Origin of the sequence: Pseudomonas sp. NFACC25 (assembly GCF_900100935.1) — a bacterium.
Taxonomy (GTDB): Bacteria; Pseudomonadota; Gammaproteobacteria; order Pseudomonadales; family Pseudomonadaceae; genus Aquipseudomonas; species Aquipseudomonas marginalis.
This window is the reverse complement of record NZ_FMUC01000003.1, coordinates 140,021-162,734: the sequence shown is the minus strand read 5'-3', so window position 1 is coordinate 162,734 and position 22,714 is coordinate 140,021. Positions and strand designations below refer to the sequence as shown.

At 60.4% G+C, this 22,714-nt stretch carries 19 protein-coding genes; 10 read left to right on the top strand and 9 right to left on the bottom strand.

Annotation, left to right across the window (positions count from 1 at the left end; all coding sequences use genetic code 11):
* The 4 genes from BLQ09_RS08420 to BLQ09_RS08405 all read right to left on the bottom strand — a co-directional run bounded on the left by BLQ09_RS08420 (nt 1) and on the right by BLQ09_RS08405 (nt 4,170).
* A complete protein-coding gene (locus BLQ09_RS08420; RefSeq protein ID WP_003171943.1) occupies nt 1-765 on the bottom strand; it encodes an amino acid ABC transporter ATP-binding protein in 765 nt (254 codons plus the stop codon).
* Between the two features lie 11 nt (nt 766-776).
* A complete protein-coding gene (locus tag BLQ09_RS08415) occupies nt 777-1,874 on the bottom strand; it encodes an amino acid ABC transporter permease (RefSeq protein ID WP_027604714.1) in 1,098 nt (365 codons plus the stop codon).
* A 10-nt stretch (nt 1,875-1,884) separates the two neighbouring features.
* Entirely contained in the window at nt 1,885-3,066 is a 1,182-nt protein-coding gene (locus BLQ09_RS08410; RefSeq protein ID WP_027604715.1) for an amino acid ABC transporter permease, read from the bottom strand.
* A gap of 72 nt (nt 3,067-3,138) precedes the next feature.
* Nucleotides 3,139-4,170 carry an amino acid ABC transporter substrate-binding protein gene (locus BLQ09_RS08405; RefSeq protein WP_027604716.1) on the bottom strand — a complete coding sequence of 344 codons (1,032 nt, stop codon included), beginning with the start codon at nt 4,168-4,170 and terminating at the stop codon, nt 3,139-3,141.
* A gap of 345 nt (nt 4,171-4,515) precedes the next feature.
* Between BLQ09_RS08405 and BLQ09_RS08400 the strand changes: the two genes are divergently transcribed.
* Complete coding sequence (locus BLQ09_RS08400; protein WP_027604717.1) at nt 4,516-5,172, top strand: alpha/beta hydrolase; 657 nt, start codon at nt 4,516-4,518, stop codon at nt 5,170-5,172.
* A 95-nt stretch (nt 5,173-5,267) separates the two neighbouring features.
* Nucleotides 5,268-6,731 carry an ATP-dependent RNA helicase RhlB gene (rhlB, locus tag BLQ09_RS08395; RefSeq protein ID WP_166655309.1) on the top strand — a complete coding sequence of 488 codons (1,464 nt, stop codon included), beginning with the start codon at nt 5,268-5,270 and terminating at the stop codon, nt 6,729-6,731.
* A gap of 82 nt (nt 6,732-6,813) precedes the next feature.
* Here the strand turns inward: rhlB and moaE are convergent, their stop codons facing one another.
* The 5 genes from moaE to BLQ09_RS08370 form a co-directional block, all read right to left on the bottom strand.
* Entirely contained in the window at nt 6,814-7,263 is a 450-nt protein-coding gene (gene moaE / locus BLQ09_RS08390) for a molybdopterin synthase catalytic subunit MoaE (protein WP_027604719.1), read from the bottom strand.
* 2 nt (nt 7,264-7,265) lie between these two features.
* Nucleotides 7,266-7,508, bottom strand: coding sequence for a molybdopterin converting factor subunit 1 (gene moaD, locus BLQ09_RS08385; protein ID WP_027604720.1), 243 nt, complete (start codon nt 7,506-7,508; stop codon nt 7,266-7,268).
* Entirely contained in the window at nt 7,505-7,978 is a 474-nt protein-coding gene (moaC, locus tag BLQ09_RS08380) for a cyclic pyranopterin monophosphate synthase MoaC (protein ID WP_027604721.1), read from the bottom strand. The genes moaD and moaC overlap by 4 nt, the downstream gene beginning before the upstream one ends.
* An 88-nt stretch (nt 7,979-8,066) precedes the next feature.
* A complete protein-coding gene (locus BLQ09_RS08375; RefSeq protein WP_005785025.1) occupies nt 8,067-9,461 on the bottom strand; it encodes a PhoH family protein in 1,395 nt (464 codons plus the stop codon).
* Nucleotides 9,462-9,808: 347 nt separating this feature from the next.
* Nucleotides 9,809-10,933 carry a polysaccharide deacetylase family protein gene (locus BLQ09_RS08370; protein WP_092356195.1) on the bottom strand — a complete coding sequence of 375 codons (1,125 nt, stop codon included), beginning with the start codon at nt 10,931-10,933 and terminating at the stop codon, nt 9,809-9,811.
* Between the two features lie 120 nt (nt 10,934-11,053).
* On the opposite strand from BLQ09_RS08370, the gene yaaA reads away from it, so the two are divergent.
* The 8 genes from yaaA to BLQ09_RS08325 all read left to right on the top strand — a co-directional run bounded on the left by yaaA (nt 11,054) and on the right by BLQ09_RS08325 (nt 22,712).
* Nucleotides 11,054-11,833 carry a peroxide stress protein YaaA gene (gene yaaA, locus BLQ09_RS08365; protein ID WP_027604723.1) on the top strand — a complete coding sequence of 260 codons (780 nt, stop codon included), beginning with the start codon at nt 11,054-11,056 and terminating at the stop codon, nt 11,831-11,833.
* A gap of 886 nt (nt 11,834-12,719) precedes the next feature.
* Nucleotides 12,720-14,036 carry a nucleotide sugar dehydrogenase gene (locus BLQ09_RS08360; protein ID WP_027604724.1) on the top strand — a complete coding sequence of 439 codons (1,317 nt, stop codon included), beginning with the start codon at nt 12,720-12,722 and terminating at the stop codon, nt 14,034-14,036.
* An 83-nt stretch (nt 14,037-14,119) separates the two neighbouring features.
* Nucleotides 14,120-15,601, top strand: a complete 1,482-nt coding sequence (gene alg8, locus BLQ09_RS08355) for a mannuronan synthase (protein WP_161985711.1) — start codon at nt 14,120-14,122, stop codon at nt 15,599-15,601.
* A gap of 38 nt (nt 15,602-15,639) precedes the next feature.
* Nucleotides 15,640-16,806, top strand: coding sequence for an alginate biosynthesis protein Alg44 (locus BLQ09_RS08345; RefSeq protein ID WP_027604726.1), 1,167 nt, complete (start codon nt 15,640-15,642; stop codon nt 16,804-16,806).
* 2 nt (nt 16,807-16,808) lie between these two features.
* On the top strand, nt 16,809-18,200 hold the full coding sequence (gene algK, locus BLQ09_RS08340) for an alginate biosynthesis TPR repeat lipoprotein AlgK (RefSeq protein ID WP_092356192.1): 1,392 nt from the start codon (nt 16,809-16,811) through the stop codon (nt 18,198-18,200).
* On the top strand, nt 18,197-19,684 hold the full coding sequence (locus tag BLQ09_RS08335; RefSeq protein WP_027604728.1) for an alginate export family protein: 1,488 nt from the start codon (nt 18,197-18,199) through the stop codon (nt 19,682-19,684). The genes algK and BLQ09_RS08335 overlap by 4 nt, the downstream gene beginning before the upstream one ends.
* Nucleotides 19,684-21,252, top strand: a complete 1,569-nt coding sequence (gene algG, locus BLQ09_RS08330; RefSeq protein WP_027604729.1) for a mannuronan 5-epimerase AlgG — start codon at nt 19,684-19,686, stop codon at nt 21,250-21,252. Before BLQ09_RS08335 ends, algG begins: the two co-directional genes overlap by 1 nt.
* Nucleotides 21,253-21,263: 11 nt before the next feature.
* Nucleotides 21,264-22,712 carry an alginate O-acetyltransferase gene (locus BLQ09_RS08325; protein WP_027604730.1) on the top strand — a complete coding sequence of 483 codons (1,449 nt, stop codon included), beginning with the start codon at nt 21,264-21,266 and terminating at the stop codon, nt 22,710-22,712.
* Nucleotides 22,713-22,714: the final 2 nt, after the last annotated feature.

Below are 22,714 nucleotides of genomic sequence, written 5' to 3'. Positions count from 1 at the left end.
TCAATGCAGGATCTGGCTCAAGAACAGCTTGGTCCGGTCATTCTGCGGGTTGTCGAAGAAGTCATTCGGCGCCGCCTGTTCGACGATCTCGCCCTTGTCCATGAAAATCACACGGTTGGCCACGGTGCGCGCGAAACCCATTTCGTGGGTCACGCACAACATGGTCATGCCGTCTTCGGCCAGGCCGATCATGGTGTCGAGTACTTCCTTGACCATTTCCGGATCGAGGGCCGAGGTCGGCTCATCGAACAGCATGATTTTCGGCTTCATGCACAGGGCGCGGGCAATCGCCACGCGCTGTTGCTGGCCGCCGGACAGTTGCCCCGGAAACTTGTGGGCCTGCTCCGGGATGCGCACACGCTCCAGGTAGTGCATGGCGATTTCCTCGGCCTTGCGCTTGGGCATCTTGCGCACCCACATCGGCGCCAGCGTGCAGTTCTGCAGGATGGTCAGGTGCGGGAACAGGTTGAAGTGCTGGAACACCATGCCGACTTCACGGCGGATCGCTTCGATCTGCTTGAGGTCGTTGGTCAGTTCCACGCCATCGACCACGATGCGGCCCTGCTGGTGCTCTTCCAGACGGTTGAGGCAACGGATGGTGGTGGACTTGCCCGAACCCGACGGGCCGCACAGCACGATACGCTCGCCCTGCTTGACGTTGAGGTTGATGTCTTTCAACACATGGAACTGGCCATACCACTTGTTGACGCCCTGCATCTGGATAATGCCTTCAGGGCTCACAGGCTGTTTGATCGCTTCGCTCATAACATCAACTCCTAACGCTTGTGGCCTGTGTCGAGCTTGTGTTCCAAATGAATGGAATAGCGCGACATACCAAAACAGAAAATCCAGAACACCAGGGCGGCAAACACATAGCCTTCGGTGGCCATGCCCAACCATTTAGGGTCGGCGGCGGCTTGCTTGACGCTGTTGAGCAGGTCGAACAGGCCGATGATAATCACCAGGCTGGTGTCCTTGAACAACGCGATAAACGTGTTGACGATGCCCGGGATCACCATCTTCAGGGCTTGCGGCAGAATCACCAGGCCCATGCTGCGCCAGTAACCCAGGCCCATCGCCGCGGCCGCTTCGTACTGACCTTTAGGGATCGCCTGCAAACCGCCACGCACCACCTCGGCCACGTAGGCCGACTGGAACAGGATCACGCCGATCAACGCCCGCAGCAGCTTGTCGATGCCCATGCCTTCGGGCAGGAACAACGGCAGCATCACCGAGGACATGAACAGCACGGTGATCAACGGCACGCCGCGCCAGAACTCAATGAAGGTCACGCAGACCACACGAATCGCCGGCATGTTCGAGCGCCGCCCCAAGGCCAGCACAATCCCCAGCGGCAAGGCACCGGCGATGCCGACAGTGGCGATGACCAGGGTCAGCATCAGGCCGCCCCATTGGCTGGTTGCCACATTGGTCAGCCCGAAGATCCCGCCGTGGAGCAGGAAGTAGGCGATGATCGGGTACAGCACCAGGAAGCTCAGGCCATAGACCGCCTTGCGTGGGAAACGCGAGATGAACAACGGCGCCACGCCGACGATGGCCAGCCACACGGTCAGGTCCACACGCCAGCGCAGGTCGCCGGGGTAGTAGCCGTACATGAACTGCCCGAAGCGCTGCTGGATAAACACCCAGCACGCGCCTTCCTTGGTGCAGTCGGCGCGGGTGGTGCCGACCCAGTTGGCATCGAGGATGGCCCACTGCAGGATCGGCGGCACCACCAGGTAGATCAGGTAGAACGCCAACAGCGTCAGCAGGGTATTGAGCCAACTGGAGAACAGGTTGGCGCGCATCCAGGCCATCGGTCCGAAGACTTTGCTCGGCGGCGGCATATCAGGTTTGAAAGTATGCGAACTCATGTGCGTTTCCTCACCGCTCGATCAGCGCAATGCGCTTGTTGTACCAGTTCATCAGCAGGGAAATGCTGATGCTGATCGCCAGGTACACGCTCATGGTGATGGCAATAACCTCGATGGCCTGGCCGGTCTGGTTGAGCACCGTGCCGGCAAACAGCGAAACCATTTCCGGGTAACCGATACCGGCGGCCAGCGACGAGTTCTTCGCCAGGTTCAGGTACTGGCTGGTCAGCGGCGGAATGATCACCCGCAGGGCTTGCGGGATGATGACCTTGCGCAGCGTCGGCCCAGGGCGCAGGCCCAGGGAGCGCGCAGCTTCGGTCTGGCCGTGGCTGACGGACTTGATGCCCGAACGCACGATCTCGGCGATAAACGCTGCCGTGTACACGGTAAGCGCCAGGGTCAGGGCCAGCAGTTCAGGGATCAGTACCCAGCCGCCGACAAAGTTAAAACCTGAAAGCTTTGGCATTTCCCAGTGCAGCGGCGCGCCGAAGATCAAGGCACACAACGCCGGGATCACGATAAACAGCGCCAGGCCCGCCCAGAACTTGTGGAAGGGTACGCCGGTCGCCTCAAAGCGCTTGTTGGCCCAACGCGCCATCAGCACGATTGCCACGATGGCAACCACGATGCTGGCCACAAACGGCCAGAACCCGTCAGCGGCCAGCGCTGCGGGCATGTTCAGGCCACGGCTGCTGACAAAGAAGGTGTCACCGAAGTTATGGCTGTTGCGCGGCCCCGGCATGGTCAGGAACACCGCGAAGTACCAGAACAGGATCTGCAGCAGCGGCGGAATGTTGCGGAACACTTCCACATACACGGTCGCCAGCTTGTTGATCATCCAGTTCGGTGACAGGCGCGCCACGCCGATGATGAAGCCCAGCAGGGTCGCCAGGATCACCCCGATAAAGGTCACCAGCAAAGTGTTGAGCAGCCCGATCACAAAGACACGGGCATAGCTGTCCGATTCGGTGTAGTCGATCAAATGCTGCGCGATGCCGAAGCCGGCACTGCGCTCAAGAAAGTCGAAACCCGAGGTAATGCCCCGGTGCTGAAGGTTGGTCTGGGTATTGTCGAAGAGGTACCAGCCCAGCGAGATCACCGCCACAATCGTGATGATCTGGAAGAGCCACGCACGCACTTTGGGATCGCTGAAGCTGAGCTTCCGATTTGGTGCGCCGATTTGTTTTTGCATGAAGTGCCCCGGAAAGAATGGAACAGAACATCACCCGGCGGTTGGCCCACCGGGTGACAGAACCATCAGCGATCAGCGCACAGGCGGTGCGTATTGAATGCCGCCGTTGTTCCACAGCGCGTTCAGGCCGCGGTCGATTTCCAGCGGGGTGCTCTTGCCCAGGTTGCGCTCGAACACTTCACCGTAGTTACCGACTTGCTTGACGATCTGTACGACCCAATCCTTCTTCACTTTCAGGTCTTTGCCGTATTCGCCGTCAGCACCGAGCAGACGCGCAACGTCCGGGTTCTTGGTGGACTTGGCTTCAGCTTCAACGTTTTTGGACGTGATGCCGGCTTCTTCAGCGTTGAGCATGGCGTAGCCCACCCAGCGCACGATGGCCAGCCACTCGTCATCACCGTTACGCACGACCGGGCCCAGCGGTTCCTTGGAAATGGTTTCCGGCAGAACTACGTAGTCTTTTGGCGAGGCCAGCTTGCTGCGCTGGGCGAACAGTTGGGACTTGTCGGAAGTCAGTACGTCGCAACGACCGGATTCCAGCGACTTGGCGCTTTCATCGGAGGTGTCGAAGGTGATCGGGGTGTATTTGAGGTTGTTGCCACGGAAGTAGTCGGAAACGTTCAGCTCAGTGGTGGTACCGGCCTGGATGCAGATGGTTGCACCGTCCAGTTCCTTGGCACTTTTGACGCCCAGCTTGTTGTTAACCAGGAAGCCGATGCCGTCGTAGTAAGTGATGAAGCCCGGGAATTTCAGGCCCATGCCCGCATCGCGGGAGCTGGTCATGGTGGTGTTGCGCGACAGGATGTCGACTTCGCCGGATTGAAGCGCGGTGAAACGCTCCTTGGCGTTCAACTGGCTGAATTTGACCTTGGTGGCGTCGCCGAAAACGGCAGCGGCCACGGCGCGGCAAACGTCAGCATCGATCCCGAGGATCTTGCCGCTGGCATCCGGTACCGAGAAGCCCGGCAAGCCGTCACTCACGCCACATTGCACAAAGCCTTTCTTCTGCACGGCGTCCAGAGTGGCGCCAGCCTGGGCGAAACCACTGACACCCAGTACAGCCGCCGCGCTAACGATGGCCAGGGTGGATTTCAATACCTTCATTCAAACCTCCAGTTGCTCTTGTTGTGTCGAAGCTCCAACCTCAGCGCACCCTTATGAGGCGATATCGACCCGTGTTGGCTTTTTTTAGGGTCAAGCGGCATGAGGCTTTCGCGGTAATTCCAGCGGCTATCCCAGAAGCGGCAGTCACTGATAGTGTTACCGTCCAGGGAAAGTTCTGACATCGACCTACACATAGCAAGGCGCGTACCAGAGTGGCGGCTGAGTCGTTTCAGCCCCTCGTCAATGGAAAAAGATTCAACCTTGCGACATTCTCTTAACAGATCAACCTGTCGCGCACCGTTCCGACGCACCCAATCGGAGCGCACGCACATATATGGAGCAGACATGACCGAACCCTTGATTCTTCAGCCCGCCAAGCCCGCAGACGCCTGCGTAATCTGGTTGCATGGCCTGGGTGCCGATCGCTACGACTTCCTGCCGGTGGCCGAGGCGCTGCAGGAAAGCTTGCTGTCCACCCGCTTTGTTTTGCCCCAGGCACCGACCCGTCCGGTGACGATCAATGGTGGCTACGAGATGCCCAGCTGGTACGACATCAAGGCCATGAGCCCGGCCCGCTCGATCAGTCTGGAAGAGCTGGAAGTGTCAGCAAAAATGCTGACCGATCTGATCGAAGCACAGAAGAGAACCGGAATAGACGCTTCGCGGATTTTCCTCGCGGGCTTTTCCCAAGGTGGCGCCGTGGTATTCCACACCGCGTTCCTGAATTGGGAGGGGCCATTGGGCGGCGTCATCGCCCTCTCCACCTACGCGCCCACCTTCAGCGATGAGCTTGAATTGTCGGCCAGCCAACAACGCATTCCAACGCTGTGCCTGCACGGCCAGTACGACGAGGTGGTACAGAACGCCATGGGCCGCAGCGCCTACGAGCACCTGAAAACCCGTGGTGTCACCGTGACATGGCAGGAATACCCAATGGGCCACGAAGTGTTACCCCAGGAGATTCACGATATAGGGACTTGGTTGACCGCTCGCCTGGGCTGAACCCCACGTTTATGTAGCCGTATGACAGACGCACTACGCCGCGCCCGATTCTTGCATTACACTGGCCGGCGTACATTCCTTAACCAATTAATGAGATCACCGTGCTCAAAGCACTCAAGAAGATGTTCGGCAAAAGCGAGGCTGAGCCGCTCGCGCCTGTTCCCAGTGCTCCTGTCCCCTCCTCCGGCAGCCGCAATGACGGTCAACAGCCAGGCCGGACTGCACCTGTCGCCCAGCCGAAGACGCCGACGGTGACACCGCCCGAACAGGCAAAACCCGAGACCCAAGCCGCACCCGCCCCCAAGCCTCGCCGGGAACGCGCGCCCAAACCGCCGGTGATCCCGTGGAAACTCGAGGATTTCGTCGTCGAGCCCCAGGAAGGCAAGACCCGCTTCCATGATTTCAAACTGGCCCCGGAACTGATGCACGCCATCCAGGACCTGGGGTTCCCGTACTGCACGCCGATCCAGGCGCAGGTACTGGGCTTTACCCTCGCCGGCAAAGATGCCATCGGTCGTGCCCAGACCGGTACCGGCAAGACCGCCGCGTTCCTGATCTCGATCATCACCCAGCTGCTGCAAACGCCGCCGCCGAAAGAACGCTACATGGGTGAACCGCGCGCGCTGATCATCGCGCCTACCCGTGAACTGGTGGTGCAGATCGCCAAGGACGCCGCCGACCTGACCAAGTACACCGGCCTCAACGTCATGACGTTCGTCGGCGGCATGGACTTCGACAAGCAGCTCAAGCACCTCGAAGCCCGCCACTGCGACATCCTGGTGGCAACCCCCGGCCGCCTGCTGGACTTCAACCAGCGCGGCGACGTGCACCTGGACATGGTCGAAGTGATGGTGCTGGACGAAGCCGACCGCATGCTCGACATGGGTTTCATCCCACAAGTGCGCCAGATCATTCGCCAGACCCCGCCGAAAAACGAGCGCCAAACCCTGCTGTTCTCCGCGACCTTCACCGAAGACGTGATGAACCTCGCCAAGCAGTGGACCACCGAGCCGTCCATCGTCGAGATCGAAGCGCTGAACGTCGCCAGCGAAAACGTCGAACAGCACATCTATGCCGTGGCCGGTGCCGACAAGTACAAGCTGCTCTACAACCTGGTCAACGACAACGGCTGGGAACGCGTGATGGTGTTCGCCAACCGCAAGGACGAAGTGCGCCGCATCGAGGAACGCCTGGTGCGCGATGGCGTGAATGCCGCGCAACTGTCGGGCGATGTGCCGCAACACAAGCGCATCAAGACCCTGGAAGGCTTCCGCGAAGGCAAGATCCGCGTGCTGGTGGCCACCGACGTGGCCGGGCGCGGGATTCACATCGACGGCATCAGCCACGTGATCAACTTCACCCTGCCGGAAGTGCCGGACGACTACGTGCACCGCATCGGCCGTACCGGCCGGGCGGGGGCTGCGGGCGTGTCGATCAGCTTTGCCGGGGAGGATGACTCGTATCAGTTGCCGTCGATCGAGACCTTGCTGGGCCGCAAGATCAGTTGCGAGACTCCGCCGACGCACTTGCTGCGGGCTGTAGAACGCAAACGCCCGTAAGCTGAAAAGCGATAAAAATGTGGGAGGGGCGGTGCGACGATTCGACTTGCCCCCTCCCACATTTGGTTAAGTGTTCGGCTGGTTATTTCCAGCGATCCGCCGCAGCGTGGTCGCTGTCCCGCCCTTCCACCCAGCGCGCACCCTCACGGGTGTTTTCCTTCTTCCAGAAAGGCGCACGGGTTTTCAGGTAATCCATCACAAACGCACAGGCATCGAACGCGGCCTGGCGATGGGCACTGGCGGCGGCCACGAACACTATCGGCTCGCCAGGCTCCAGCGCACCGATACGATGCAGCACTTCGAGCTTGAGCAGCGGCCAGCGTTGCTCGGCTTCGACGGCGATCTTGGCCAAGGCTTTTTCAGTCATGCCCGGATAGTGTTCGAGAAACATCCCGGACACCTCTCGGCCCTCGTTGAAATCGCGCACATAGCCGACGAAACTCACCACCGCGCCCACGCCCACATTCGCCGCGTGCATCGCGTTGACCTCGGCACCGGGGTCAAACGGTTCGACCTGTACACGAATGGCCATGTTCAGCCTCCGGTCACGGGCGGGAAGAACGCAACTTCATCACCGGCCTGCAACGGCTCGTCGAGAGCACACAACTCCTGGTTGCGAGCACACATCAAGCTGGTTTCGTTGAGCACTTCAAAGCCCGGATCAGCGGCCAGCGCCTGGCGCACAGCATCGACCGTGGCGAATTCGCCTTCCATCTCAAGTGAATCCAGGCCTATTTTTTCGCTGTAACGCGCGAAAAACAGTACGTTGATGCTCATTGTCCATCCGCCTTGAAATGCCCGCTCTTACCGCCAAGCTTTTCCAGCAGGCGAATGTTTTCGATGGTCATGCCGCGATCCACGGCCTTGCACATGTCGTAGATCGTCAGCGCCGCGACGCTGGCCGCCGTCAACGCTTCCATCTCTACGCCGGTCTGCCCGGACAGCTTGCAGCGCGCGACGATGTGTACCGAGTCTGCGCCATCGGCACTCAGTTCGACCTTGACTCCGGTCAACATCAGCGGGTGACACAGGGGAATCAGATCACTGGTTTTTTTCGCCGCCTGGATCCCGGCGATGCGGGCCACGGCAAACACGTCGCCCTTGGGATGGGCGCCGTCGACGATCATTTGCAGGGTCTCGGGCAGCATGCGCACCCGCGCTTCGGCCACCGCCTCCCGGAACGTCACGGACTTGTCGGTGACGTCGACCATATGGGCGCGACCTTGGGAATCGAGATGAGTCAGCACAGGGATACTCCTGATCAGGAGCGGCGATTGTAAACCCAACACGCAATAAATGTGGGAGCAGCGGTGCGACGCACCGCCGCTCCAACGGTTACAGGTGCGACTCTGCGTATTCAGCCAGAATCGAGCGAGGCACCCCTTGCAGCGCGATATGCACGCCGTTCGGGAAGTCCTTGAAGCGTTCCGTCAGGTAGGTCAGCCCGGAGCTGGTCGCGGACAGGTAAGGGGTGTCGATCTGTGCCAGGTTGCCCAGGCACACCACTTTGGAACCGGCGCCGGCACGGGTGATGATGGTTTTCATCTGGTGCGGGGTCAGGTTCTGGCATTCATCGATCAAAATCAGGCTCTGCTGGAAGCTGCGACCTCGGATGTAGTTGAGGGATTTGAACTGCAACGGCACTTTGCTGAGGATGTAGTCGACGCTGCCATGGGTGTTTTCGTCATCCATGTGCAAGGCTTCGAGGTTGTCGGTGATCGCCCCCAGCCACGGCTCCATTTTTTCCGCCTCGGTACCGGGCAAAAAGCCGATTTCCTGGTCCAGGCCCTGCACGGAGCGGGTGGCGATGATGCGGCGATAGCGCTTGGTCACCATGGTCTGCTCGATGGCGGCAGCCAGGGCGAGGATGGTTTTACCGGAACCGGCAGCGCCCGTCAGGTTGACCAGGTGGATGTCCGGGTCGAGCAGCGCATACAGCGCCAGGCTCTGGTAGATGTCACGCGGTTTCAGGCCCCAGGCTTCCTGGTGCAACAGGGGTTCCTGATGCAGGTCGAGGATCAGCAGCTTGTCGACCTGGATCTCTTTGATCCAGCCCACGAAGCCCTGTTCGTCGACAATGAATTCATTGATATGCACGGCCGGCAGGTTGTCGATCAGTTGTACCTGGTGCCAGGTACGGCCATGGTCCTGACGGGTTTCGACCTTGCTGACACGGTCCCAGAACGAGCCGGTCATCATGTGATAACCACGGGACAGCATCGACACGTCGTCGACCAGTTGGTCGGTACTGTAGTCCTCGGCAGCGATCCCACACGCTCGTGCCTTGAGGCGCATATTGATGTCTTTGGTCACCAGCACCACGCGCAGGTCCTTGTCACGAGCGTGCAGGTCGATCAATTGGTTGATGATTTTGTTGTCGTTCAGGTTTTCCGGCAGCAGGCTGTTGGGCTCGCTGCGCTTGCTCATCAGGATCGACAGCAAGCCCTTGGGCCCGCTTTTGCCGCGCTGGATCGGCACGCCGACCTCAACGTCCTCGGGTGACGCTTCGCCCAGGGTCTTGTCGATCAGGCGGATGGCCTGGCGGCATTCGGCAGCCACGCTGTGGTGCCCGCTTTTGAGTTTGTCGAGCTCCTCAAGCACGATCATCGGGATGGCGACGTGGTGTTCTTCGAAGTTAAGCAGTGCGTTTGGATCGTGGATCAGTACATTGGTATCAAGCACATAAAGGATTGGCTGGTCGGAAGAAGGGTTACGTCCATGATCATCCATACTCGGTCACCTTTGTGGGAGCCAGTCGACGCAATACCACAACAGTGCTGCGCCTCGATTCGACCACCGACTGCACCTGAGTGACGTCAAGCGCAGTGCCCACATGAGGAGTCTTGGAAGACGCCACCTGTGTTGCAGGTTTCGGCGATCTGACTTCGTAATACCGCAAAACCCATGACAGGAAAAAGTACTTTGACGCTTTTTTGAAGTTTATTTTTCAGGATGACGAATAGCACTAGCCGAGTGCCCGACGCACCGTTAAAGTCGGAAGTCCGCCTGCATCGAAATGTCGCACAAAATCAGCGCCAAAATGCCTCCAACCCAACAGGGCCGGGCACTTCATCCTTTTAACGAAACGCCTCCCGGCAGTCCTGCCAACCCAGCCCACTCTGCGCCGTTGCCTGCAGCAACATCGGCAGTGCTACCCGCGCCTTGTCCTGGGTGTCGTGAAACACAATCACGCCTTTGCGCCACAACAGCATCAACGTCAGCACCCGTTGCGCCGACTCATCGGCCTTGAGCTTGCCCGGCTCGTCCTGGGAATCGATGTCCCATAACGCCACCTGCAAGCCCTGGGACTGGAAGAACCCCTGGCTGTCCGCGCGCCGCTGCCCGTAAGGCGGGCGGAACAGCGGCACGTAGTTTTCCGGCATCAGGTTCTGCACCAACTGCGCGCTGCGGGTGATGGAACTCTGCCAGTCCACCCAATGGCTGTGGGAACGGTACTGCCAGCCCTCGGTACCGACGCACTGTCCCTGGTACAACGCCTCCACCTCAGCGGCAGAACTGCGCTCCACACGGTTTTGCAGGCTGCTGCCGAGGACAAAGAAGGTGGCGTTCATATTCTGCTTGCGCAGGTAGTCGGCGAGCCAGTCGGTGTTGCCGCTGACCGGTGCCGGACCGCCGTCGAAGGTCAGCAGGAACAGGCGGTCGTTGAACTCATCGCCATTGCGTTCATGGTCGCCAAAGCGCGCGACTTCGCTGCTGATCTGCGGAAACAGCGCGGCCTTGCGCAGCAGTTCGTCCAGATAACGCTCGTGGAAAGCATGGCTGGGGGCGGCCCAGCCTATATAGAAGGAGTCTTCGCTGATCGCCAGCTTGCCGGCCTGCTCGCGCAGGTCGTCCATGTTCTCCACCAGGTAGCAGAACGAGGCGTCGACTTCGCAGCTCTGCTGGGCGAACGTGTAGTTCTCCAGCAGGCGCTGCCAAAGCTCGCGACGCAGATCGTCGATGGCGGCCAGGTTGATGATCTTCAAGCCCAGGCGCTGCTTGAGTGCGGTTTCATCCTGGGATTCACTGGCCAGCAGGCTGTGGGCGAACATCAGGATTTCCGCACGCGAAGCCACGTCGAACAGGGCAGGACTGCTGAGTTTTTCCGGCCAGGTGCCACGGTCCAGGCTGGCTACATCCACCGGCGCCGCCTGGGCATTCAGGCACAGCAGGCACGCCGACAATAAAAGCGCTATTCGCACGCAGGGTCTCCCTCTCCAGAGTCACCGGCCATCATAGCGGATCGCGCCTATCGCCATCATAGGTGGAGTCAAAACGCCCAACCCCCTAGAATCCCCGCACGATTTACAGGAGACGACTTCATGCTGATGGTGATTTCCCCCGCCAAGACCCTCGATTTCGAGACCCCAGCGGTGACCCAGCGCTTTACCCAGCCACAGTACCTGGACCATTCCCAGGTGCTGATCGAGCAACTGCGCGAGCTGAGCCCGGCGCAGATCAGCGAATTGATGCACGTGTCCGACAAGATCGGTGGCCTCAATGCCGCCCGCTTCGGCAGCTGGACCCCGGCCTTCACCCCCGAGAATGCCAAGCAGGCCTTGCTGGCGTTCAAGGGCGACGTGTACACCGGCCTGAACGCCGAGACCTTCAGCGATGCCGACTTCAGCTACGCCCAGGACCACCTGCGCATGCTCTCGGGCCTGTACGGCCTGCTGCGCCCCCTGGACCTGATGATGCCGTACCGCCTGGAGATGGGCACCAAACTCGCCAACGCCCGTGGCAAGGACCTGTACGCCTTCTGGGGCACGCGCATCAGCGAATGGCTGAACGAAGCCCTGGCCGAACAAGGCGACGACGTGCTGCTCAACCTGGCCTCCAACGAGTACTTCTCGGCGGTCAAGCGCACGGCCCTGAACGCTCGGATCATCAACACCGAGTTCAAGGACCTGAAGAACGGCCAGTACAAGATCATCAGCTTCTACGCGAAAAAGGCCCGGGGCATGATGAGCCGCTTCGTGATCGAAGAGCGCATCAACGATCCGGCCAGGCTCAAGCAGTTCGATGTGCAGGGTTACCGCTTCAATGCGGAGCAGTCCAAGCCGGACAATCTGGTGTTCCTGCGCGATCACGCACCGGAATAAGGCCGTACCAGCCTCTTTCAGACAATGACATCCAAATGTGGGAGGGGCTTGCCCCGATTGCGGTGGTTCAGTCACGAATCTATCGACTGATGCACTGCCATCGGGGCCAAGCCTCCTCCCACATTTTTATCCGCGCTTCACACCAAGAATCGTCATTTATTTGACGTCAAAAAATATCCCGACACATCCCTAACATTTCTTTCACTCGACTTTTCCGATTTTTTTTCGTAGTGGCACCACTTTTTTAAAACACTAGTGGCACAAAACTATCCCTTCGCGCCAACTACCCGTAACTACTGGCCCAGATAGCAAGTGCTATCAATATAGTACCAGTGCCATCTTTACCTATATTTCAAGAAATTTCGGGAAACAGGATGAGCGGCCAGGAACTTCGTCCTGAAGCGCCGCTCATACCACCGGTAACGAAATTCTCTGTTTCTGTAGGAGATGACTTACAAGGCGGACCAACGGAAGTAGCGAAGTTGTCATATTCAACTTTGACTCAGTGGTCACATTACCAACCGATTAGTTGAGAGCGGCGATAAGGATCCATTGCCACGAACTATAAGGCCAAGGCTGTGCTTACCCTAATGGGTCAGTGAGACAACCCAAGGCATTGATATGTAAAGGCTTACAGCCTCTATCAAGGCCCTGCGGCACTGGCGCCAGGCCCTTCTCCCAGGAAGGCTGGCTGCATTTCAGGGCAGGCCCCAATAACAAGGCCAAGTTGCGCACAACTTGAGTGCAATAGTTAGTCACTCGTTATTCAACATGCCTGTACGCGGCAAGTCGGCGTCTATTCGCCCAACTTTCGCGGCATTTGTGACGTTTGCAAACATGAACTCCGGCCATCTAATGGCATGATTTAAATACAGAGGTAATTGCGATGCGCATCAGCATATTTGGTTTGGGTTACGTTGGCGCAGTGTGTGCCGGTTGCCTGTCTGCCCGTGGCCACGAAGTGGTCGGCGTAGACATCTCCAAGGAAAAGATCGACCTGATCAACGCCGGCAAATCGCCGATCGTCGAGCCGGGTCTGGGCGAACTGTTGAGCCAGGGCATCGCAAACGGTCGACTGCGCGGCACCACCAACTTCGCCGACGCCATCCGTGATACTGACCTGTCGATGATTTGCGTCGGTACGCCGAGCAAGAAGAACGGCGACCTGGAACTCAACTACATCGAATCGGTATGCCGCGAGATCGGTTTTGTCCTGCGTGACAAGACCACCCGCCACACCATCGTGGTACGCAGCACCGTGTTGCCGGGCACCGTCGCCAACGTGGTGATCCCAATCCTCGAAGACTGCTCCGGCAAGAAAGCCGGCGTCGACTTCGGTGTTGCGGTCAACCCGGAATTCCTGCGCGAATCCACCGCCATCGCCGACTACGACCTGCCACCGATGACCGTTATCGGCGAATTCGACAAAGCCTCCGGCGATGTCCTGCAGTCGCTGTACGAAGAACTCGACGCACCGATCATCCGCAAGGACATCGCCGTAGCCGAGATGATCAAGTACACCTGCAACGTGTGGCACGCCACCAAGGTCACCTTCGCCAACGAGATCGGCAACATCGCCAAGGCGGTCGGCGTCGACGGTCGCGAAGTGATGGAAGTGGTCTGCCAGGACAAGACCCTCAACCTGTCCCAGTACTACATGCGCCCAGGCTTCGCGTTCGGCGGCTCCTGCCTGCCTAAAGACGTGCGCGCCCTGACCTACCGCGCCAGTTCCCTGGACGTGGAAGCGCCGCTGCTCAACTCGCTGATGCGCAGCAACGAGTCCCAGGTGCAGAACGCCTTCGACATCGTCGCCGGCCACGACAAACGCAAAGTCGCCCTGCTGGGCCTGAGCTTCAAGGCCGGTACCGACGACCTGCGCGAAAGCCCGCTGGTCGAGCTGGCGGAAATGCTGATCGGCAAGGGCTACGACCTGAGCATCTACGACAGCAACGTCGAGTACGCCCGTGTCCACGGTGCCAACAAGGACTACATCGAAGGCAAGATCCCCCACGTGTCGTCCCTGCTCAACTCGGACTTCGATGATGTGATCAACAACTCCGACGTGATCATCCTCGGTAACCGCGACGAGAAGTTCCGCGCCCTGGCGCAGAACGCACCGCACGGCAAGCAAGTGATCGACCTGGTGGGCTTCATGTCCAAGGCCACCAGTACGACAGGCCGTACCGAAGGCATTTGCTGGTAACAGCAACGGTAAGTTTCGAGCTGCAGGCGTACCAATCCCCAGCGCTTGCAGCTCGAAGCCTTCTTCACCTTCGGATGACGCTTATGTCCAAGTTAAAACACGTACTGCTCCAATCCGCCGGCTGGCTGTTCTTTCTGAGCCTGCTGATGGGTCTCGCCCTGCTGTTGCCGGCGAGTACGTTCGACTCCGAGTCGAAGAATTTTATTTTCCTGATTGGCGCTGTCGGTATCTGGCGCTACTCGATGGGTGCTACGCATTTCTTTCGCGGCATGCTGTTCCTGTACGTGGTCTACCCGCACCTGCGCCGTAAAGTGCGCAAGCTGGGCAAGGCTGCCGACCCGTCCCACGTGTTCCTGATGGTCACCAGCTTCCGTATCGATGCGCTGACCACCGCGCAGGTCTACAGCTCGGTGATTCGCGAGGCCATCGAATGCGGCTTCCCCACCACCGTGGTCTGCTCGCTGGTGGAAATGTCCGATGAGCTGCTGGTCAAGAGCCTCTGGGAACGCATGAACCCGCCGGATCACGTCAAGCTCGACTTCGTGCGTATCGCCGGTACCGGCAAGCGCGACGGCCTGGCCTTCGGTTTCCGCGCCATCTCTCGCCACCTGCCGGACGACCGCGCCGTGGTTGCCGTGATCGATGGCGACACCGTGCTCGCCGAAGGCGTGGTGCGCAAGACCGTGCCGTGGTTCCAGCTGTTCGGCAACGTCGGCGGCCTGACCACCAACGAATTCTGTGAAGTGCGCGGCGGCTACATCATGAGCGAGTGGCACAAACTGCGCTTCGCCCAGCGCCACATCAACATGTGCTCCATGGCCCTGTCCAAGCGCGTGCTGACCATGACCGGCCGTATGTCGGTGTTCCGCGCCAACGTCGTGACGGACCCGGGCTTTATCGCCGACGTGGAAAGCGACTCGCTGCAGCACTGGCGCCTGGGCCGCTTCAAGTTCCTCACCGGTGACGACAAGTCCAGCTGGTTCAGCCTGATGCGCCTGGGCTACGACACCTTCTACGTGCCGGACGCCGCGATCCACACCGTGGAACACCCGCCGGAAAAGAGCTTTATCAAAGCCAGCCGCAAGCTGATGTTCCGCTGGTACGGCAACAACCTGCGCCAGAACTCCCGAGCCCTGGGCCTGGGTGTGCGTCGGCTGGGCCTGTTCACCAGCATCGTGTTGTTCGACCAGCGTGTGTCGATGTGGACCTCCCTGCTCGGCCTGACCGTGGCAATCATCGCCACCTTCAAGTACGGCGGCGCGTTCATCCTCGCGTACCTGCTGTGGATCGGCATCACCCGCCTGATCCTGACCCTGCTGCTGTCGTGCTCCGGCCACAAGATCGGCCCGGCTTACCCGGCGATTCTCTATTACAACCAGATCATGGGCGCGTTGGTGAAGATCTACGTGTTCTTCCGCCTTGATCAACAGTCCTGGACCCGCCAGGACACCAAACTGACCCGCGATTTGGCCAGCTTTCAACGTTGGTTCAACACCTGGTCGTCTCGGACCATGACCTTCTCCGCCGGCAGCATCTTCGTTGCCGTGTTGCTGATGATGGTCTGACCCTGCCAAGCCTGAATTAACCAAGGAATTACACCGTCATGAACAGCCAAGTAAATGCCAACGTTGTCCACGAGTCCGAAGCCCAGCGTCAACATGCCCGGGTCAAAATCCCGGCCAAGCTGCGCTTCTTCAACACTGACCGCACCCAGACCGAAGCGCGGGTGATCGACCTGTCCGCCGGCGGCCTGGCGTTCACCGCCACCCAGCCGTTGACCGTGGGTGAAGTGCACAAGGGTCGCCTGCAGTTCGTCATCGATAACCTCGGCCTGGCCATGGATGTGGAGCTGCAGATCCGCTCCTACGACCGCCAGACCGGCCGCACCGGTTGCCAGTTCCAGAACCTCGACGCCCAGGATATTTCCACCCTGCGCCACCTGATCACCTCGCACCTGTCCGGCGACATCGTGACCATGGGTGACGTGCTGGCGACCCTGCAACGCGACAACTTCACCAAGGCGCGCAAGGTCAAGGACAGCGGCAGCAACATGAGCGCCTTCGGTCGCCTGCGCGCCGTGACGTTCAGCCTGGCGATCTTCCTCGTCGGCCTGGCAGCCTTCGGCTTCGTGTTCAAATCGGTGTACGGCATGTACTTCGTCAGCCACGCCCAGGCGGGCCTGGTCAGCGTGCCCGGCATGAACGTGACCATGCCCCGCGACGGCACCGTGCAAAGCCTGCTCAAAGGTGACGCGGTGGCGGCCAAAGGTGCGCCACTGGCGACCTTCAGCACCAGCATGCTGGATGTGCTCAAGGGCCACCTGGACGAAGACCAGCTGCAGCCGGCCAAGGTCGAAGAGCTGTTCGGCAAGCAAATGACCGGCACCCTCACCTCGCCATGCGATTGCGTGGTCGCCCAGCAACTGGTCGCCGACGGCCAGTACGCCAGCAAAGGCGACGTGATCTTCCAACTGGTGCCACGCGGCAGCCAGGCTAACGTCGAAGCTCGCTTTACCTATCGCCAGTTCGGTGACGTGCGCCCAGGCACCCCGGTGAGCTTCCAGGTGGCCGACGAAGAACAGACCCGCACCGGCACCATCGTCAGCAGCACCAGCCTGAACAGCGCCGACCTGTCCTCCGACATCCGCGTACAGATCAAGCCTGACGCCCCGCTGGACAGCGCCTACGCCGGCCGCCCGGTGGAAGTGACCAGCGACCGTGGCCCATCCCTGAACTGGCTGATCGATAAAGCCATGGCTGCGGGTCTTTAATCATGAGCGCCCTTCGAACCCTGCCGGTGCCCCTGGCGCTGGCCATCGCCCTCGCCGGTTGCGCCGGCCTGCCCGACCAACGCCTGGCCAATGAAGCGCTCAAGCGTGGCGACACCGTCACCGCGCAGCAGAATTACCAGCAACTGGCAGAACTGGGTTACAGCGAGGCCCAGGTGGGCCTGGCCGATATCCAGGTAGGCACCCGCGATCCGGCGCAAATCAAACAGGCCGAGGCCACCTACCGCGCTGCGGCGGATACCTCGCCGCGCGCCCAGGCCCGCCTCGGTCGCCTGCTGGTGGCCAAGCCAGGCTCCACCGAAGCCGAACACCATGAAGCCGAAGGCCTGCTGAAAAAAGCCTTTGCCAATGGCGAAGGCAACACCCTGATCCCGCTGGCGATGCTGTACCTGCAATACCCCCACAGCTTTCCCAACGTGAATGCCCAGCAGCAGATCAGCAAGTGGCAGGCCGCCGGTTACCCGGAAGCCGGCCTGGCCCAGGTCCTGCTGTATCGCACCCAGGACACCTACGACCAGCATCTGGATGATGTGGAGCGCATCTGCAAGGCCGCGCTGAACACCACCGATATCTGCTATGTCGAGCTGGCCACGGTCTACCAGAAAAAAGCCCAGCCGGAAAAACAGGCCGAACTGCTCAAGCAGATGGAAGCCGGCTACAGCCGCGGCACCGTCACCGCCCAACGCGTCGACAGCGTCGCCCGCGTATTGGGCGACGCCACGCTGGGCAAGACCGAGGAGAAAACCGCCCAGGCCCTGCTGGAAAAAATCGCCCCCGGCTACCCGGCTTCCTGGGTCAGCCTGGCGCAACTGCTCTACGACTTCCCCGAACTGGGCGACGTCGACCAGATGATGAAGTACCTGGACAACGGCCGCGCCGCCGACCAGCCGCGCGCCGAGCTGTTGCTGGGCAAGCTCTACTACGAAGGCAAGTGGGTGCCGGCGGACGCCAAGGCGGCTGAAGCGCACTTCCAGAAAGCCGTGGGCCGCGAAGTGGCTGCCGACTACTACCTCGGTCAGATCTACCGCCGTGGTTACCTGGGCCAGGTCTATTCGCAAAAAGCCCTGGACCACCTGCTGACCGCTGCGCGCAACGGCCAGAACAGCGCCGACTTCGCCATCGCCCAATTGTTTTCCCAAGGCAAGGGCACCAAGCCCGACCCATTGAATGCCTATGTCTTCAGCCAATTGGCCAAAGCCCAGGGCACGCCAGAGGCCAACGACCTGGCCACGCAGCTCGAAGCCCCGCTTACACCGGAACAACGCGCCCAAGGCCAACGCCTGGTGCAACAGGAACTGGCCGCCCGCGGCACCCTGGCCCAGAGCACGCTGCAACTGCACGCCCTGGAAGAAGAAGACGGCGAGGAATCCCTATGAAGCTCAATCCATTCGTGCAGGCCGGCATCGGCCTGACCTTCGCCCTGCTGTGGTCGTGCCCGACCCTGGCCGCGCTGACCGAAGCCAAGAATTTCGGCCTGGAAGTCAAAGTCACCGGCCAGTCCGAAGATGACCGCGACCTCGGCACCCAGAAAGGCGGCGACGTCAACGGCATCGGCCTCGACCTGCGCCCGTGGATCTACGGCGAAAGCGGCAACTGGAGCGCCTACGCCATGGGCCAGGCGGTTGCTTCGAGCGACATCATCGAGACCGACACCCTGCAACAGTCGGCGGATGACGAAAACCAGCAAACCACCAACAACGACCGCAAGACCAAGAAAAACTACCTGGCCATGCGCGAGTTCTGGGTCGGCTACAGCGGCTTCACGCCCTACCCCGGCGAGATCCTCAAACTTGGTCGCCAACGCCTGCGCAACGACGACGGCCAATGGCGCGACACCAACATCGAAGCGCTGAACTGGACCTTCGACACCACCCTGCTCAAGGCCAACGTCGGCGTCGCCGAACGTTTCAGCGAATACCGTACCGACCTCAAGGAACTGTCGCCCAAGGATAAGGACCGTCAGCACCTCTACGCCGACGCGTCCTACCAGTGGACGCCAGGCCAGTGGATCGGCCTGCGTGGCCACCACACCCATGACAACGGCAAGCTCGACTACCCGGAACCGGGCGTCGCCACCGACTCCCTGGACAAGCGCGAGAACGGCGACCTGACCTGGCTCGGCATCGAAGCCAACAGCGACGCCTACAACTGGCGCAACACCAACACCGTCAACTACTGGGCCAGCATCACCGGCATGAAAGGCGACCGCGACTCGGTCAATGCCTTGAACGCCGACGGCACCCGCCCGACAGAGGCCAAGCGCAGCGATGACGTGAGTGGCTGGGCGACCGACCTGGGTATCCGCCTGCGTCTGGACCCGCAATGGCAAGTGGGTGCGGCCTATGCCCGCGCCAGTGCCGAGTACGAGCAGAACGGCCTGCAAAGCAACCGTTCGAACTGGACCGGTACCCAGTCCCGCGTGCACCGTTTCGGCGAAGCGTTTCGTGGCGAGATGAACAACATGCAGTCCATGAGCCTGTTCGGTTCCTGGCAGCTGCGTGAGGACTACGACGCCAGCCTGGTGTACCACAAGTTCTGGCGCGTCGACGGCAACAAGCCAGTCGGCAGCAACGGCATCGACGCCGTGCAGAACAACACCGATGACGTCACCGGCGCGATCCTGTCCAGCACTTCCCTGCCCCTTGAAGACGGCAAGAAAGACCTGGGCCAGGAGATGGACCTTGTCGTCACCAAGTACTTCAAGACCGGCCTGCTGCCGGCCGCGCTCAGCCAGTCGGTTGACGAGCCATCAGCCCTGGTGCGGTTCCGTGCCGGTGTGTTCAAGCCAGGTGATGCCTATGGCAGCCAGGTCGACTCGTACATGCATCGCGCGTTTGTCGACGTGATCTGGAAATTCTGATGGGAGCCTGCGCAATGAATGCTCAAAGCCTACTCGTCGCGGCAATGCTGATGGCCAGTGCCACAGCGTTTGCCGATACGGCGGCCAAGGCGCCGACCATCGCCAAGGAACTGCAACAGGCCAAGACCTACACCATTTCCAGCCCGCCGACCGCGCCGCTGGAAATGGCCAAGCCAGCCCTGCCTGACCTGTCGGGTTATACCGCCGCAGCGATGGAAAAGAAGATCGTACGCACCAAGCCCGGCAAGATCAGCATCCGCCGCATGATGCAGGAAGACGCCCTCAAGGACTTTATCGGCGGCGACAACAAGATGGCCGAATGGGTGGTGCGCCAGCACGGCATTCCCCAGGCGATCTTTGTCGACGACGGCTACATGAACCTCAAGGACCTGCTGGGCAAAGTGCCCAAGCAGTACTTCAGCGAAACCTCGCCGGGCGTGTTCCTGGCCAAGTTGCCGATCGTGGTCGGGCGCAAGGGCATCCTGGACATCGATAAAAACACCCAGGAGCTGCGGCTGTCCCAGGAAGGCGGTTCGTTCCTGATCAACGACGGTCAGCTGTTCGTGCGTGACACCAAGATCACCGGTTGGAGCGAAAAGGCCAATGGCCCGGCGCTGTTCAAGTCGCCCAAGGAATTCCGCCCGTTCCTGCTGGCCTGGGGCGGCACCGAGACCTACGTTTCCAAGACCAAGATGGCCAGTTTCGGCTATGCCAACAGTAAGTCGTACGGGGTGAGTATTTCCCAGTACACGCCGAACATGGCCAAGGTGCTCAAGCGCCCCGAGCCGACCGGCTGGATCATCGATTCCGAGTTCTCGGACATGTGGTACGGCTTCTACTGCTACGAGACCACGGGCTTCGTGATCAAGGGCAATACCTACAAAGACAACATCGTCTACGGCATTGACCCCCATGACCGTTCCCACGGCCTGATCATCGCGGACAACACCGTCTACGGCACCAAGAAGAAGCACGGCATCATCATTTCCCGTGAGGTAAACGACAGCTTCATCTTCAACAACCGCAGCTACGACAACAAGCTTTCGGGCCTGGTGATCGACCGTAACAGCGTGAACAACCTGATCGCCGACAACGAGATCTACCGCAACCACACCGACGGCATCACCCTCTATGAGAGCGGCGACAACCTGCTGTGGGGCAACAAGGTGATCAGCAACCGTCGCCACGGCATCCGCGTGCGTAACAGCGTGAATATCAAGCTGTACGAAAACACCTCGATGGCCAACGGCCTGACCGGCGTGTACGGCCACATCAAGGATTTGACCGACACCGACCGCGACATCGCCCTCGACCCGTTCGACGCCAAGGTCTCGCTGATCGTGGTCGGCGGTGAACTGGCGGGTAACGGCAGCGGGCCGTTGTCCATCGACTCGCCACTGAGTATCGAGCTGTACCGCGTGTCGATGCTGGCGCCGACCAAATCCAGCGGCATCAGCTTTTCCGGCGTGCTGGGCGATCGCCAGGAAGAAATTCTCGACCTGCTGGTGCGCCAGCAGAAAGCCGTGCTGATCGACCCTGTCGAACGCCAGACCGAAATGCAGGACTGAGGATGACCCTTATGCACCCACACATGATCAAACTGCTGAGCCTCTCGGGTCTGGCCCTCGGCCTGCTCGCGGCCAGCCAGGGCGTGCGCGCCGACGAAATCAAGGCGCCGACCTTCACCGCCGAACCCTGCTGCAGCCTGTGCCCGGCCGCCCATGACGCGAAGAACTACACCACGCGCTACCAGCAGAACTTCACCACCCTGGTGCAAGCCCAGGGCGACTGGCTGTTCCGTACCCAGGAAGACCTGCGCACCGAGTTCGACACCAGCCCGGCCGGCTACAAGCGCATGCAACAACTGCACGACGCGTTCAAGGCCAAGGGCGTGGAACTGGTAGTGGTCTACCAGCCGACCCGTGGCCTGGTGAACCGCAACAAGCTCAACCCCGCGGAAAAAGCCTCGTTCGATTTCGACAAGGCCCTGGGCAACTACAAGACCATGCTCGGCCGTTTCGCCAAGATGGGCTACGTGGTGCCGGACCTGTCGCCGTTGACCAACGAGCAACTGCCGGACGAACTGCCGGCCCACGACTTCTACTTCCGCGGCGACCAGCACTGGACTCCATACGGCGCCCAGCGCACGGCGAAAATCGTCGGCGCCAAGGTGCGTGCAATGCCTGAGTTCGCCGATATTCCCAAGCGCGAATTCGAGACCAAGCGCTCCGGACGCATGGGCAAGACCGGCACCCTGCACAACATGGCCGGGCAATTGTGCGGCACCAGCTACGCGATCCAGTACATGGACCAGTTCACCACCGAGCCGAAAGGCGAAGCCGGCGACGGCGACCTGTTCGGCGATTCGGGCAACCCGCAGATCACCCTGGTGGGCACCAGCCACAGTGGCAAGAACTACAACTTTGCCGGTTTCCTGGAACAGGAAATCGGTGCCGACATCCTCAACGTCGCCTTCCCCGGCGGTGGCCTGGAAGGCTCGATGATCCAGTACCTGGGCAGCGACGAATTCCAGAAGAGCCCGCCGAAAATCCTGATCTGGGAGTTCTCGCCGCTGTATCGCCTGGACCAGGAGACCATCTACCGCCAGATGATGGCGCTGCTCGACAACGGCTGCGAAGGCAAGACCGCCCAGATGAGCGCGAGCACTACATTGAAACCGGGCAAGAACGAATTGCTGGTTAACAGTTCGAACAAAGACCTGCGTAATGCCAATCACCAGGTTGATATCCGCTTCGCCGACCCGTCGGTGAAAACCTTGCAAGCCACCCTCTGGTACATGAACGGGCGCCACGAGGACATCAAGATCGAGAAACCCGAAACATCCGAAACAGACGGGCGTTTCGCCTTTGAACTGCGCACCGATGAAGACTGGGCCTCGCAGAACTTGCTGGCCGTGGAAGTGCAGGGCCCCGAAGCGGGCGCTGCCGCGCAGAAGGTCGAAGCGAAAATTTGCACACGCAACGTATTCCCAGCGGGCGGTCAACAGACTGCCTCGACAGGGCAATGAGG